This is a genomic window from Corallococcus sp. M7, from assembly GCF_054512695.1.
This window is the reverse complement of record NZ_CM137252.1, coordinates 3,394,500-3,407,412: the sequence shown is the minus strand read 5'-3', so window position 1 is coordinate 3,407,412 and position 12,913 is coordinate 3,394,500. Positions and strand designations below refer to the sequence as shown.

Annotated in this window: 12 protein-coding genes; 7 read left to right on the top strand and 5 right to left on the bottom strand. The window is 69.1% G+C overall.

Going from position 1 to position 12,913, the window contains the following annotated elements; translation table 11 throughout:
* The first annotated feature begins 1 nt into the window (after nucleotide 1).
* Both ACX114_RS13865 and ACX114_RS13860 read left to right on the top strand, forming a co-directional pair.
* Nucleotides 2-1,189 (top strand): hypothetical protein, encoded by a 1,188-nt coding sequence (locus ACX114_RS13865; protein WP_459298320.1) that lies wholly within the window; start codon nucleotides 2-4, stop codon nucleotides 1,187-1,189.
* Nucleotides 1,190-1,208: 19 nt separating this feature from the next.
* The gene (locus tag ACX114_RS13860) at nucleotides 1,209-3,305 is read left to right on the top strand and encodes a helicase HerA-like domain-containing protein (RefSeq protein ID WP_459298318.1); all 2,097 of its coding nucleotides are present in this window, start codon (nucleotides 1,209-1,211) and stop codon (nucleotides 3,303-3,305) included.
* A 115-nt stretch (nucleotides 3,306-3,420) separates the two neighbouring features.
* On the opposite strand, the gene ACX114_RS13855 is transcribed toward ACX114_RS13860, so the two are convergent.
* On the bottom strand, nucleotides 3,421-3,639 hold the full coding sequence (locus ACX114_RS13855) for a hypothetical protein (protein ID WP_459298316.1): 219 nt from the start codon (nucleotides 3,637-3,639) through the stop codon (nucleotides 3,421-3,423).
* Nucleotides 3,640-3,814: 175 nt separating this feature from the next.
* On the opposite strand from ACX114_RS13855, the gene ACX114_RS13850 reads away from it, so the two are divergent.
* On the top strand, nucleotides 3,815-4,732 hold the full coding sequence (locus ACX114_RS13850) for a hypothetical protein (protein ID WP_459298314.1): 918 nt from the start codon (nucleotides 3,815-3,817) through the stop codon (nucleotides 4,730-4,732).
* A 3-nt stretch (nucleotides 4,733-4,735) separates the two neighbouring features.
* Here ACX114_RS13850 and ACX114_RS13845 read toward each other — a convergent pair whose 3' ends face one another.
* The 3 genes from ACX114_RS13845 to ACX114_RS13835 all read right to left on the bottom strand — a co-directional run bounded on the left by ACX114_RS13845 (nucleotide 4,736) and on the right by ACX114_RS13835 (nucleotide 7,048).
* The gene (locus ACX114_RS13845; RefSeq protein WP_459298312.1) at nucleotides 4,736-5,053 is read right to left on the bottom strand and encodes a hypothetical protein; all 318 of its coding nucleotides are present in this window, start codon (nucleotides 5,051-5,053) and stop codon (nucleotides 4,736-4,738) included.
* Between the two features lie 131 nt (nucleotides 5,054-5,184).
* Entirely contained in the window at nucleotides 5,185-5,778 is a 594-nt protein-coding gene (locus ACX114_RS13840; protein WP_459298310.1) for a hypothetical protein, read from the bottom strand.
* A gap of 82 nt (nucleotides 5,779-5,860) precedes the next feature.
* A complete protein-coding gene (locus ACX114_RS13835; RefSeq protein ID WP_459298308.1) occupies nucleotides 5,861-7,048 on the bottom strand; it encodes a cyclic nucleotide-binding domain-containing protein in 1,188 nt (395 codons plus the stop codon).
* A gap of 145 nt (nucleotides 7,049-7,193) precedes the next feature.
* Here ACX114_RS13835 and ACX114_RS13830 point away from each other — a divergent pair, with 145 nt between their 5' ends.
* The 4 genes from ACX114_RS13830 (at nucleotide 7,194) to ACX114_RS13815 (ending at nucleotide 12,015) form a co-directional block, all read left to right on the top strand.
* Complete coding sequence (locus ACX114_RS13830; RefSeq protein ID WP_459298306.1) at nucleotides 7,194-8,180, top strand: Rieske 2Fe-2S domain-containing protein; 987 nt, start codon at nucleotides 7,194-7,196, stop codon at nucleotides 8,178-8,180.
* Entirely contained in the window at nucleotides 8,167-9,078 is a 912-nt protein-coding gene (locus ACX114_RS13825; RefSeq protein ID WP_459298304.1) for a fatty acid desaturase family protein, read from the top strand. Before ACX114_RS13830 ends, ACX114_RS13825 begins: the two co-directional genes overlap by 14 nt.
* Nucleotides 9,075-10,601: a phosphatase PAP2 family protein gene (locus ACX114_RS13820; RefSeq protein ID WP_459298302.1), complete on the top strand. Its 1,527-nt coding sequence runs from the start codon at nucleotides 9,075-9,077 to the stop codon at nucleotides 10,599-10,601. Before ACX114_RS13825 ends, ACX114_RS13820 begins: the two co-directional genes overlap by 4 nt.
* 685 nt (nucleotides 10,602-11,286) lie before the next feature.
* Nucleotides 11,287-12,015 carry a DUF418 domain-containing protein gene (locus tag ACX114_RS13815; RefSeq protein ID WP_459298300.1) on the top strand — a complete coding sequence of 243 codons (729 nt, stop codon included), beginning with the start codon at nucleotides 11,287-11,289 and terminating at the stop codon, nucleotides 12,013-12,015.
* Here the strand turns inward: ACX114_RS13815 and ACX114_RS13810 are convergent.
* On the bottom strand, nucleotides 11,978-12,604 hold the full coding sequence (locus ACX114_RS13810) for an SgcJ/EcaC family oxidoreductase (RefSeq protein WP_459298298.1): 627 nt from the start codon (nucleotides 12,602-12,604) through the stop codon (nucleotides 11,978-11,980). The two genes, ACX114_RS13815 and ACX114_RS13810, sit on opposite strands and share 38 nt — an antisense overlap.
* Nucleotides 12,605-12,913 lie beyond the last annotated feature (309 nt).

Genomic DNA, 12,913 nt, shown 5'->3' with positions numbered 1-12,913 from the left:
AATGGCTGACGAGACTCTCCCCGATGACGACGAGTCCAACCTCCTGGGTGACCAGGAGTTCCGGTCCACCTTTGGCGAGGATCTGGCGCAGACGCTGAACCTGGACACGTGGAGCCCGGGCGTGGATCCGAAGGAGATCATGACCCGGTTCCAGCGGGAGGTCTCCACGTCGGTCCAGAAGGAAGACCGCATGCGGCAGGTCATCCGCACGGAGCTGCTGCCACGGCTCGCGGGACGCAAGCGCGCCCCTCCGGAGTCGGGCGTGTTCCGGGCCTACGGCAAGGAACTGGCCACCATCCACGAAGGCCTGCTGTTTCCCGGCAATGTCGTCGCCGTGCTCGGCACGTCGGTGTCCCATGAGAGTCTGCCTTTGGGCATCACCCAGATTGGTGTCGCGGCGGTGGGATACCAGGGAAGCGCGGGGACCTTCTCCCAGCGCCTGTTCCGCAAGGACCTGGCGGCGAAGGACACCAATCCGCTCAAGGAAGCCATCGACTACATCGCGAACCGCCACAACTCGAAGACCGTCAGCCACCGGGAGATCCTCTCCCGGCTGGCCCAGCGGGGCATCCGCACCTACGCCGAGCGGGCCATCCTGGTGGACAAGGTGACGGCGGAGTGGCGCATCGGGCAGGGCAATCCCTTCGCGCATGAGCTGCTGACCGGCTCGGGCCACCTCAGCCTGTTGAAGGCCTCGCTGGACGTGCTGGAGCGCCTCGTCCGGGACCAGCAGAAGTTCGTGTTCGTCTCCAACGCGCAGATGGAGCGGGGGCTGCTGACGCTGGGCCTGGCGCTCGACGCGGGCGAGTACATCGTCTTCGAGACGCTGGAGCGGCAGAGCGAACAACTGCTTCACGCGTGGAAGGCCACCGACCCCCGACTGCCGCTGGCCCAGAAGTTCGTGCAGAACCACGGCAAGGACGTGCTCCTGGGCGTCTTCCGGGTCTCGGGCCGCACGGCTCCGCGTCTGTTCTACGCGCACCGAGAGCACGTCCACATGGCCGCCCGCGTGGCCATGGCGGACAGCGTCCTGCGTCTGGAGAAGAGCTATCCCCTCCTCCTGGACGTCGCGGAGCTCACGTGCCGCAGCGTCTTCGGCGAGGACGGTTTCGAGGGCCTGGTGCAGGACGCCTACGCGCAGGCGGGAGCCCACCTCCAGTATCTGCTCGAGCGCGAATCACGTCGGTAACGGGGGAAAGACACACACCATGTCGAACAACGGCAAGACACCGCATCCCGCAGGTCCCGCGTCGCTCAACGGCGCTTCGAACCCCGCACAGCAGCCTCTTCCACCCCGGCAGGCTGGCAATCCCGCGGCCCCCTCCGCGCAAGGCCCCGCGAAGCCCGCCGCCGCGCCTGTCTCCGCGGACGGCAGGCCCGCGCCGCAGCAGGGGCCGAAAAGGCCGCTCATCAGTCAGACGCCGCCCAGGACGCTCAACGAGTTGGCCGACATCAGCAACCGGGCCGGGCTGTACCAACCCGACCCGGAGCTGGCGAACGCGGTGGGCTTCACGCACTTCGACACGTCGAGCAGCGACGACAACGTGCTCACGGTGTTGATGACCCGCGACGACCTGCCCCGGCTGGCCTCCCAGACGCTCGTGCGGGTGAAGTCGCGCGAGGACAAGCGTGACTACCTGGGGGTCGTGGTCCGGGGACCGTTCGCGGAGCCCAACGCCGTCCCCGCGAACTCCACCATGGCCGTGGGTGTCATCACGCACGGCAAGAAGCTGACGTACACGTTCGAGTACCACGGCCGCGCCGAGGTGGAGCTGCTGGGACAGGAGGTCGGCGGCGTGCTGCAACCGCCCCGCTTCCGGCCCCGGCCCCAGAGCCCGGTCTTCGTGCTGAGCGAGGAGGAGAGCGCGAAGGTGCTGGGCGTGGGCGGGGCGATGAGCCTGGGCCGGGTCGTGGGGTATGACAACATGGAGGCGCGGCTGAATGCCCAGGACAAGGCCATCCTCCCCCGCCACACGGGCATCATTGGCACCACGGGTGGCGGCAAGTCCACGACGGTCGCGACGCTCATCCACCGGGCGCAGCTCTCCGGCATCGCGACCATCGTCTTCGACGTGGAGGGTGAATACACCCACGTGGACCAGCCCACCGACCACAAAACGATGATTCCGCTGCTCACGCAGCGGAAGCAGAAGCCGGAAGGGGTGAAGGACCTTCATATCCATCACCTCACGGGCCGGGACAGTCGCAATCCCAGGCATAAGCACCGGCATGGCTTTTCACTGAAATTCTCAAGCCTGTCGCCCTATGCCATCTCGGAGATCCTAAGCATGACGGAAGCGCAGCATGAGCGTTTCCTGCGCGCCTTCGACGTCACGAAGCTGCTCCTCGAGGACTTCGAGATCTTCCCTCGGAACGAGGCCGAGAAGCAGCAGGTCCTGGAGCTGGATGAACAGGACACCGGCTATCCGCGGATGACCATCGATCACATCCTGGATGTCGTAAATACCTATACATACATCCTGGGCAGCGAGAGCAAGTCGGCCACGAAGGGGGGCGGTGGTCGCCGCAAGCAGGCCGATGATGCGGAGCCAGAGGCCGATGATGACAACGCCGACGATGGCCCCGCCATGCGACGGGGCCTCACGCTCCTCAGCGAGTTCCGGACCAAGGTCAACCTGGTCAAGGGGCGGGCCAGGGCGCAGAAGAGCACCCATGAGTCGAGCTGGAAGACCCTGGGCAACAAGCTCCAGTTGCTGAAGCGGCTGAAGGTCTTCGACGTCGAGAACACCCCTGGCGTGAACTACGACTCCATGCTCCAGGCCGGGCGGGTGTCGGTCATCGACCTGTCGAACACGGACTCGCCGCAGCTGAACAACCTGGTCATCGCGGACATCCTCCGGGGGCTCCAGGAACACCAGGAGCGGCGCTACCAGGAAGCCGCCGAGCGGAACAAACCCGTCACGCCCGTGCTCATCATCATCGAGGAGGCCCATGAGTTCCTGTCCACCAGCCGCATCAAGCAGATGCCCGTGTTGTTCGAGCAGGTGTCGCGCATCGCGAAGCGGGGCCGCAAGCGGTGGCTGGGGCTCGTCTTCGTCACGCAGCTGCCCCAGCACCTGCCCAACGAGGTGCTGGCCCTGCTCAACAACTTCATCATCCACAAGATCACCGACGGCGCGGTCATCAGCCGGATGCAGAAGTCGGTGGGCAGCATCGACGAAAGCCTCTGGAACCGTGTGTCGCGGCTCGCTCCAGGACAGGCGCTGATGTCGTTCAGCCACTTCACCCGCCCCCTGATGGTGGCCGTGGACCCTGCCCCCGTGAAGCGGCTGCTCGTCGACTAGGATTGACCCAAAGTCCAGGAACCCCGGAGGCCAGGAGCGATATACAGCGAGCCTCATGCTCGGCTCCGCGCTCCTCGCCTCCGTCATCGTCGCCCAGGCTCCTGTGTCCCCGGCCTCACGTGCCGCGGAAACACTGGGCCTGGGCCCCGTCCTCGACTCCGTCGTTCACCAGGGCGTGACCTACGTCGCGCTCGGCCGTGGCGGCATCGCCGTGCTCAAGCTCGACGGCGCCTCGCCTCAGCTCGTGCGGCGCATCGAGGAGGGCCGGCGCTTCGTGCGGCTCGTCGTCGTGGGCCAGTCGCTCCTCGCCATCGAACAGCGAGAGGAGGCCCATGCGTTCTCTCTCGCCTCGCCGGAACAGCCCCAGCCGGATTCGCTGGCCTCCGCGCTGGGTGCGGCACGCGACCTCACCATCGTCACCCAGGCGCCGCCTCCGCCCCAGGTCCCCGCCGCCCACGGGTGTCCCCTCCGCCTCCCGGCTCACCGTCACCGCCGTGCACGATGGCGACGTGACGCTCTCCGGTGGCGCCCTGGCCGGCCTGGGCGAAGGCACCCGCGTCCGCGTGCGCACGCAGGACTCCCGTGAAGTGGTGCTGAAGGTCATCGAATCTCGCGAGGACACCGCCATCGCCCGTCTGGGCCGCGGGGAGAACGTGCGCGTGGGCGACACCGCCGTCATCACCGACGCCCCCGCCACCGCGCGCCTCTTCTTCCCCGAGCCCGGATTGCCACGCCTGCGCTACGGCTTCCATGCCCGGCCCTTCCTCGCACTGGACGCGAAGACGCGGGAGGGCAAGTCCGCTCGCGCGGGCGGTCTGCTCCTGGACGCGTTCATCGCGTGGCGGCCCGGGGACCTGCCCCTGGTGCTGAGCGCGCAGTTGGACCCCGTGGGCTTCGGCCTGGGCACCGGCCTGCGCCACTCGCCGGGCTCCGCGTATGTCGCCGCGGCCTACTCCACCGACTTCCTGGAGGTCGGCATCGGCGCGGGCGCGCTGTTCGGACAGAAGGAGTGCACCACCCTGGTCGACTACGACCCGAACACCTACGAGCCCATCAATCCCAGGACCGTGTGCGACTCCAACGCGGGCGTGTCCTTCCAGCAGGTGCTGCGGCTGGGTGCGCTCGACGGATTCCACCTCGCGTGGAACTCCGCCATCCTCTCGCGTGACAACCAGTTCCGCTTCGGCTCCGGACGCGGCGAGGTCCAGGTGCCCCTCACGCCCAGCCTCTCCCTCTTCGGCGCGGGCGGCGGCTCGGCCAGCGGATGGGGCTTCGGCGAGCTGGGCGTGCGCAGCTTCATCAAGGGCACCGGAGGCTCGGGCACCACCGTGCTCTCCGCCAGCCTGGGCGTCGTGTCGCTGTACGACGGCACCGGCGAGGCGCTCACCGGCCCCTCCATCGCCATCGGCATCGAGCGCCGTCCCTGAGCGTCAGTGGCCGGACGCCATCGACGCGGCGAACTCCTCCGGCACCATCTCACCGGAGATCGGGAAGTCCTTCGACGCCCGCTTCCACGCCTTCCCACCCGCCGGGCGGACGGGCCCCCGAGGGAGCTGCCCCAGGCCGATGAGCGTCAGCGACACCAGGCCCAGCCCCACGGCGCCCGCGGCCGCCTCGTCCACGAGGCCCACCCGGCGAAGGCCGCCCACCCCCAGGAGCGGCAGCGCGGCGATGGGCGTGGCCACCCACGCCAACCACGTGCGCCAGTTCGCGCGGGCCTGTTGCCTCAGTGCGTCGATTGAAGCCATCGGGGCATCCTTCCGGACAGGGAGGTTGTCCAGGAGGATGGGGATGGACCGGGGTCCGATGAAAGGCCCCCTCGTCGCGCTCGCCTGCCTCCTCACGGGCGGGGCTGGAGTGCTCGCATGACGCCTCCGATTCAGTTCTTGCGCCGGGTAAAGCCCTCCGCGCGCAGCTTCTTCATCAGCCGGTCCGCGGCGGCCTTCGCCTGCCACTCATGCGCGAAGCGCTTGGAGGACGTGCGCCCCTGAGACCCCAGGTGGCCCTTGCGAAGGTTGAGCACGTTGCGAGCGACCCGCACCGCACAGAACTCGCCGTCCTCGTGCGCGTAGAGCACTTCACCCTTGCCGCCCGCGGGCTTCTTCGGCGCCACCAGGGGCTTCGCGTCCTTGAAGCTCACGTCCACCCAGGCCGCGCGGCGCACGCGCACCTGGGGCTTCGTGCCGAAGTGGAAGGTGACGTGCCAGCGCGCCTGGGCCTCCGACTCGAAGAGGGCCTCTCCCCACGAGCGGTACCCGACCTCCGGTGTGCGCGGCAGGTAGGACTCCACCGTGCGGAGGAACGCGAGATAGTCCTTCTCCTGCCGCGCGTAGCCGAGCAACCGCGTCGACTCCGGCAGCGCCAGCTGGAGCTCGCCCGCCTTCGTGGGGCCCTTCAGGAGGACCGCATCCAGGAAGGCATTCCTGCCCTGGAGCGCCGCGCACTGCTTCCAGAACTCCGCGGACACGCGCACGTTGCGTGCGCTTTCAAGCCTTGTCGCATCACCCATGGTGCGGGACCGTAGCAAGCCCGGGCCCGCGGGGACACGGCCGCGTTCAGCCGCTCAGCGCCCGCACGCGCGCCGCGAGGTTCTGCGTGAAGAGCCGGTAGATGTGCAGCGAGGCCGCGTCGTGCGTGGCCAGGAAGTGCTGGAAGCTCTCGCGGGTGATGCGCAGCGCGCGCACCGCCGTCTTCGCGCGCACGTTCGCGGACACGGGTCCGTCCTGCACGAGCGAAATCTCTCCCAGGAACGAGCCCGGCCCCAGCGTGTTGAGGTGCCGCGCGTTGGCCTCATTGCCGGAGAAGACGTCCACGGTGCCCTCCAGCAGCACGAGCAGCCCCGTGCCGGGAGCGCCCTTCTCCAGCAGCACCGTGCCCGGCGCCGCCGTCACGGGCCGCGCCAGCCGGTACAGGTCCTTCATGTCCTCCAGCGGCAACTCGCCGAAGATGGGGATGGCCTTGAGGAAACGGTAGCCACTGGCCTCCGGCACGGTCGCGCCCGCGGCCAGCCGCGCGAGGAGCGCCTCCGCCTCCACGTCCAGGCCCATGCGCCGCAAGAGCCGCGCCTTCTCCGTCACCAGGACCGGATCCGCGCGCAGGTGGTCAGCGCTGCTCAGCGCGTCCGCCAGCACCGCGAGCGCCCGGTGCGTGAAGCCGCCGGCGTCCAACACTTTGCACGTGCGAAGCACGGCCTCGACGTAGCGGGGGTCCTCCGCGAGCACGCCGCCCAGGGCCTCGGCCTCCGCGTGGGCCTGTCCCAATTCGCTGTAGAGGTCCGCGGCCTCGAAGGGGCGGCCCAGGCGGACCAGGCAGTGCGCCATGGACTCGCGAGCCCCCAGGCCCCGGTAGACCTCCAGCGCGCGCTCCAGCGCCCCACCCCGTTCGAAAGCCGCCGCGGCGCGCTCCACCTCGCCCGCGCGCAGGTACGCCTCCGCGGCCGCCACGTGCTGACCGCCCTGGGCGTACAGGTCCGCCACGGAGACGTCGTCGCCGCTGCCGTCCAGGAGCCGGGCCGCGCCCGTGAAGTCACGCGCCCGGCGCAGCACGTCCACCAGCCAGTGGCGCTCCTTCACCGTCCCCTGCGCGGCCTCCTTGCGAAGCCGCTCGCGCTGCGCCGCGCCCAGCTCCTCGTAGAGCTGCGCCGCGCGCTCCGGCTCGCCTTGCGCCGCCAGGGACTGCACCACCTGGAGCGTGCCGCCCCGCAACGAACCGCCCCGACTGCTGCCCGCCGTATCGCCTGCCATGTCACACGTCCCTTCCCAGACCCGCCCCGTCGGGGCGGCGTGCCCGGTTCCGCCAGCGCCTGACAAACCAGGAACCCGGGCGTAAAGCCAGTCTCGACCGGCCCCCCCGTGGCCCTGGAGACACCGGGTCCGGTAGGGTCCGGGCATGGTTGTTCCCGTCCTGGCCGGGGTGGTTCCGGACCGTCTCCCCGGGCCCTCGCGCCCACGCTCCTGGTACCTGGTGGCTCCGTCCGCGGCCCTGCGGCCCGGCCACGCGATGGGCGTTCAGGTGGGTGGCCAGGAGGTGGTGGTGTTCCGAAGCCAGCAGGGCCGGGTCCACGCCCTGTCCGCGCACTGCCCGCACCTGGGCGCGCACCTGAAGCACGGCACCGTCCAGGGCGAGCTGCTGCGCTGCCCGCTGCATCATTGGAGCTTCGACGGAGGGGGCCGCTGCCGGGCCGTGCCTGGCCGGAGCGACGTGTCCGCCCTACCGGGCCCCCGGGCGTGGCCGGTGGAGGAGCGCTTCGGTGGCGTGCTCGTGTTCAACGGCCCCGAGGCGCTCTTTCCCCCACCCGACCTGGAAGGTGGGGAGCACCTCTGGAACGTGGGACCTCCGGTGACGGTGGGCTGTCCGTGGTTGCCGCTGGCGGCGAACTCGTTCGACCTGGACCACCTGCGCACGGTGCACCACCGGGAGCTGTGGGACACGCCGACCTGGGAGACCCCGGACCGGTACACCCTGCGGCTGCGCTACACGTCGCGCGTCATCGGCACGGGCGCGAGCGACCGGCTGATGAAGGCGCTGTCGGGAAACCGCATCCGGGTGGAGCTCACGCTGCACGGCGGGACGTTGATCTCGGTGAAGAGCGACCTGGGCCGGGCACGGGGGCTGCTGCTCGCGAGCCTGACGCCGGTGGCGGAGGGGACGTCGGTGCGGCTCGCCGTCGCGGCGAGGCGGGGGCGGATTCCGGGCGCGGCGGCGCTGGTGCTCGGGGTGTCGCGGTGGCTGTACACGTCGTTCCTGCGCCGGGACCTGTCCGTGCTGGACGGCATGCGCTTCAACGTCGCGACGGCGACGGCGGATCCGGTGATGCGCCAGTTGCTGGACTTCGCGGTGGGCCTGCCCGAGGACGGCGACGATGCGCGCCGATGACGCTCCGCCGATTCCCGCCGCGCTCAACGCGGTGCTGCTCGTCGCGGCGATGGGCGCGGGGGCGCTGTGCCTGTGGACGGCGTCGCACGCGGAAGGGCTCTGGGTGCGGCTGGTGGCGGCTGGGGTGTTCTCCTACGTGAACAACACGGTGTTCTCGCTGTTGCATGAAGCGACGCACGGGGTGCTGCACCCGTCGCGGCGGATCAACGACGGACTGGGCCGCTTGGCGGCTGCGTTCTTCCCCACGTCGTTCACGCTGCAGCGAGCCTTCCACCTCACGCATCACCGGTACAACCGCACGGCGCGGGAGCAGTTCGACTATCTGCACCCGGGCGACCACCGCTTCCTCAAGTATGCGCAGTGGTACGTCATCCTGACCGGCATCTACTGGCTGTTCGTACCGCTGGGAGCGCTGGCATTCGCGCTCGCGCCGGGCCTGCTACGGAGGCTGCGAGGACCGGGCACGCGCTATGGGGAACAGACGGGCGCGGACGCGTACCTGGGGCGGCTGGAGGACGCACCGGGGGCGGCCATCCGGATGGAGGTGTTGGGGATGGCGGCGGTGCAGGCAGGGCTGGCCTACGCGCTGGACCTGACGCTCGTGGGGTGGGCTCTCTGCTACGCGGCGTTCGCGGTGAACTGGAGCTCGCTCCAGTACGCGGACCACGCGTGGTCACCGCTGGACGTGCGCGAAGGTGCATGGGACCTGAAGGTCACCGCGCCGGTGCGCTGGGTGTTCCTCAACTACCACTACCACCGGGCGCACCACCGGTACCCGCAGGTGCCCTGGCTCTACCTGGGCCGCTACGTGGACGAGAACGTGCCCCGGCCATCCTTCCTGACCATCTGGCTGTCCATGTGGCGAGGGCCCCGGCCGTTCCCAGAGCAGCCAAAGTGAGCGCGTCCGATGGGAACAAAGCGCACACGGAAGGCGCGCTCTTCGGCTGGCCAGCGCGAGAAGAACTGAAACGCACGGGCGCGATGACGTGCGGCTTCGCGCTGTTCTTCCTGATGGTGTACGGCGGCGCGAGCTGGGTGACGGGCTTCTATTCCGGCGGCCTGCGCGTGGACCTGCCCTTCGAGCAGCACCTCCCATTCATGCCCGGCTGGGCCGCCGTCTACGTCAGCATGGACGTGCTGTTGCTCCTGTCCCTGTTCATCTTCCGGACGTGGAGACAGATGCTCCCCTTCGCACTGGCGTTGTGCGCGGAGACGGTACTGGGCGCGCTCTGCTTCCTCGTCCTGCCGGTGGAGGTGGCGTGGCCACCGCGTGCCGTCACCGGACTCTGGGCATCCATCTTCCAGGCCGCGGACACGATGAACCTGGAGCGCAACTACCTGCCGTCGCTCCACGTCGCCTTCGCCTGCACGGCAGCCCTGGCCTATCGCGAGCGTTCAGGACCGTTGGCAAGCACCTTCTTCGCGCTGTGGGCCCTGGCCATCGCGGCGTCCACGCTGCTCATCCACGAGCACCACCTGGTGGACGTACTCGCGGGAGCGTTGCTCGCCTGGGGCACGTGGCGTGTCGTGGCGCCCCGGGTCCGGCAAGAAGCATTCCTCGAAGCCGTGCGGGTGGAGTCCCTCTGCGCGAGGGAGATGTACCGCTTCGCGCGCAGGCATCCGCGTTACGGGCTCATCGCGCTCGCCCTGTATCAGCAGTCCCTGGGACGTTGGCGCAAGGCGCGAAGAGCACGAGCAGGGTTCTGCTTCCTCCAGATGGTGGATGACGTGCTGGATGGAGACCGCCCCGTCGAAGGAGAACCGTTGGATGCCATCGACGCGCTCCTGCGCACGCTGGAGTCAGGAGCGCCGGGCCCCGCGACGGAGTTCCACGACACGGCGGTGACGTTGGGACAGGTACTGCTCACAGCGCTGACCGACCCGGCGGCCCGCGAGCAGGTGCTCGAACTGGTGCGCACGATGCGCCGGGACCGCGAGCGGGTGCGTGATGGGCACTGGTGGGACGAGGCAACGCTCCAGACCCAGCTCGAAAACACCTTCCGGCTGTCCGTGAGCCTGATGCTGCACGTCGCGGACGCGAAGGTGCGAGCAGAAGACGCCCCATCCCTGCTCGCGGCATTGGGTTGGTGCTCCGTGATGCGAGACCTGCGCGAGGACCTGGCCCAGGGTCTCTTCAACGTACCCGCCGACGTCGCCGCGGAAGTGCGCGCCCAGGGGCATGTGCCCGAGGACTTCGACTCACTGCTCACGGCCCAAGCAGGACGGTCCTGGGTGCGCGGCGAGTACCAGCGGGCCCGCGCTCTGTTGGACCGCTCCGCGAAGGAACTGGCTCAACTGGAAGGCAGGCAAGGCGCCGCGCTGCTGCGGCTCTTCCACAGGTCGGTGGAGGCTTTCTGGGCGCGGAAGCTACCGCGCCGCATGTCCTTCCTGCGCGAAGCACCGGTGCTCGAAATCACCTGAGCCCTTCACGCGCGGTCACCCTCCCTGCGCGTGGAGTGAGGCCTTGGAGCATGACGAGGCGCATGCGTTGACGCGAAGCGGGCGGAGGCATCTGCTGGACGCATGTCCGACTCCGTCTCCGCCATCTCCAGCGCGCGTCCGGTGGATGCCTCCGAACGGTTGCCGCTCCTGGACGTGCTGCGCGGCTTCGCGCTGTGGGGCGTCTTCGTGTCGAACAGCTTCGCCTGGTTCAGCGGCCGGGTCCTGATGCCGCGAGAGCAGGCTCAGGCACTGGCGGCGCCGCCCTTCGAAGCGGCCGTCACGGCGCTCTACCACTTCTTCGTGAACCAGAAGTTCGTCACGCTGTTCGCCTTCCTCTTCGGGCTGGGGTTCTCCATCCAGCTGACACGGGCCGCGTCACGAGGAGCCTCCGTCGTGCCGGTGTATTCACGGCGTCTGCTGGTACTGCTGGGCATCGGAGTGATGCATCTCACGGTGCTCTGGACGGGAGACGTCCTCTCCACCTATGCCCTGCTGGGCTTCGCGCTGCTCCTCTTCCGCGACTGTTCGGACCGGACGCTGCTGGTGTGGGTCGGCCTGTCGGTGGTGGTGGTGCCGTTGCTGGTGCCAGCGCTCCTGCACTTCGGTCCCATCCTGCTACACGGAGCGCAGGCGGCGGCGGACGCGGCGAAGGCCTCCGGAAGCCATGGAGGCGCGGACGCGGGAGCAACTGCTGCTGGGGCTCAAGAGCAACTCGCTCTGGACGACGCAGGCCGCGAACGCGCACTTCCTCCAGTACATGCTGCCCACGCTGAAGAGGCTGCTGTGGATGATCTTCATCCTGGGCCGGTTCCTGCTGGGGCTGCTCGCGGGCCGGCACCTGTTGCTCCAGGACGTGGAGCGCCATCGCGCCTGGCACCGGAAGATGCTGGGTTGGGGTCTGGTGCTGGGCGTGCTCGGAAATGGCGCGGGGGTGGTGGTCCAGCACCTGCGGCTCGCGGGACTGCTGGACCCGGCGAAAGCCCACTGGATGTTCACCCTGTCCGCGGTCCAGGAGATGGGCTACCTGGGCCTCGCCGCGGCCTACGTGGCCGCCTTCACCCTGCTCTTCCAGAAGGAGCGCTGGCGCGGGTGGCTGGGCATCCTGGCGCCGGTGGGTCGCATGGCGCTCACCAACTACCTGATGCAGACGGTGGTGAGCCTCTGTCTGTATGACGGCTGGGGGTTGGGACTCATCGGCAAGCTGCCGCCGTCCCGTTGCGTGGCCCTGACCCTCTTGGTGTTCGCGCTCCAGATTCCACTCAGCCACTGGTGGCTCGCGCGCTTCCGCTTCGGTCCGGCCGAGTGGCTGTGGCGCTCGCTCACCTACGGCCAGCGCCAGCCCATGCGGCTCGCGCTCAAGCCGTCGCCGGCCGGCGTCCCCGGCGCCCGATGAAGAACCCAGCGCCGAGCGCGGCGACCGCGACCAGGGCCCCGAAGCCCATGGCGGCGTTCTTCACCTTGGTGAGCAGGGGGTTGTCGAACACGTTGGTGGAGTAGTGGAACGCGGCGATGAGCCACCGGTCGCCCTCCTTCACCAGGGTGCACGTCCACCGCCCATTGACGACCAGGTCCGTGCCGTCGTTCAGGATGTAGTGGTCCAGCGACGAGCCATACGCGACGCCCGAGTTCCCATACAGGCGCGTGAGCGCATCCACGTCGAACTTCGCGGTGACCTTCTTCACGACGCTGTTCGGGCCCCCCAGCATCTCCGCGTAGTACGCGCGGATGGCATCCTTCCCCACGCGAACGTCGTTGTTCATGGTGGAGAACACGACGTCCGGGTGCAGGTGCGACAGCAGCCGGTCCAGGTCCTGTTTGTTGAGCGCATCCTCCATGTCCTGCTTGATGGCGCGCAGCGCCTGATGCGTCGCTTCATCGCCAGAAGCCACCGCCGCCGGAGCCACGGCATCCTGAGCCCCCGACACGAAGGGGACCGCGACGAACAGCAACGCCAGGAGACCTACGAACCGGGTGCGCACCATCGAAGCTCCATGAAGGAAGAGGACGGCGAGCATCCTAAGCAGGTCGCCAGAGGTTCGTTAACAAACCCGTCGAATCAAGGGTCCTCGTGATGACGCGCGCCTTACGAGGCGCGGCGGTGGTTCGCGCCGGAGTGCATGCGCGGAAGCCAGAATGAGGCCACGAAGGAAGCCCCCACCCGGGCCGGTCCCATCAAAACGCGTCCGACAGTCGGACAGGCTCCCGCCGCCTGGGCGCGACCCCGAGATTGACCGGAAGGGGCGCGACGTCGCGCACGCGAACGCCAAGGTAGGGCACGGCCAGAGGCGCCC

Excerpts from the sequence above, each read along its gene's own strand:
- ACX114_RS13865 (WP_459298320.1), top strand. The coding sequence starts at position 2 with ATGGCTGACGAGACTCTCCCCGATGACGACGAGTCCAACCTCCTGGGT.
- ACX114_RS13860 (WP_459298318.1), top strand. The coding sequence starts at position 1,209 with ATGTCGAACAACGGCAAGACACCGCATCCCGCAGGTCCCGCGTCGCTC.
- ACX114_RS13855 (WP_459298316.1), bottom strand. The coding sequence starts at position 3,639 with ATGGGCCTCCTCTCGCTGTTCGATGGCGAGGAGCGACTGGCCCACGAC.
- ACX114_RS13845 (WP_459298312.1), bottom strand. The coding sequence starts at position 5,053 with ATGGCTTCAATCGACGCACTGAGGCAACAGGCCCGCGCGAACTGGCGC.
- ACX114_RS13835 (WP_459298308.1), bottom strand. The coding sequence starts at position 7,048 with ATGGCAGGCGATACGGCGGGCAGCAGTCGGGGCGGTTCGTTGCGGGGC.
- ACX114_RS13830 (WP_459298306.1), top strand. The coding sequence starts at position 7,194 with ATGGTTGTTCCCGTCCTGGCCGGGGTGGTTCCGGACCGTCTCCCCGGG.
- ACX114_RS13825 (WP_459298304.1), top strand. The coding sequence starts at position 8,167 with ATGCGCGCCGATGACGCTCCGCCGATTCCCGCCGCGCTCAACGCGGTG.
- ACX114_RS13815 (WP_459298300.1), top strand. The coding sequence starts at position 11,287 with ATGGAGGCGCGGACGCGGGAGCAACTGCTGCTGGGGCTCAAGAGCAAC.
- ACX114_RS13810 (WP_459298298.1), bottom strand. The coding sequence starts at position 12,604 with ATGGTGCGCACCCGGTTCGTAGGTCTCCTGGCGTTGCTGTTCGTCGCG.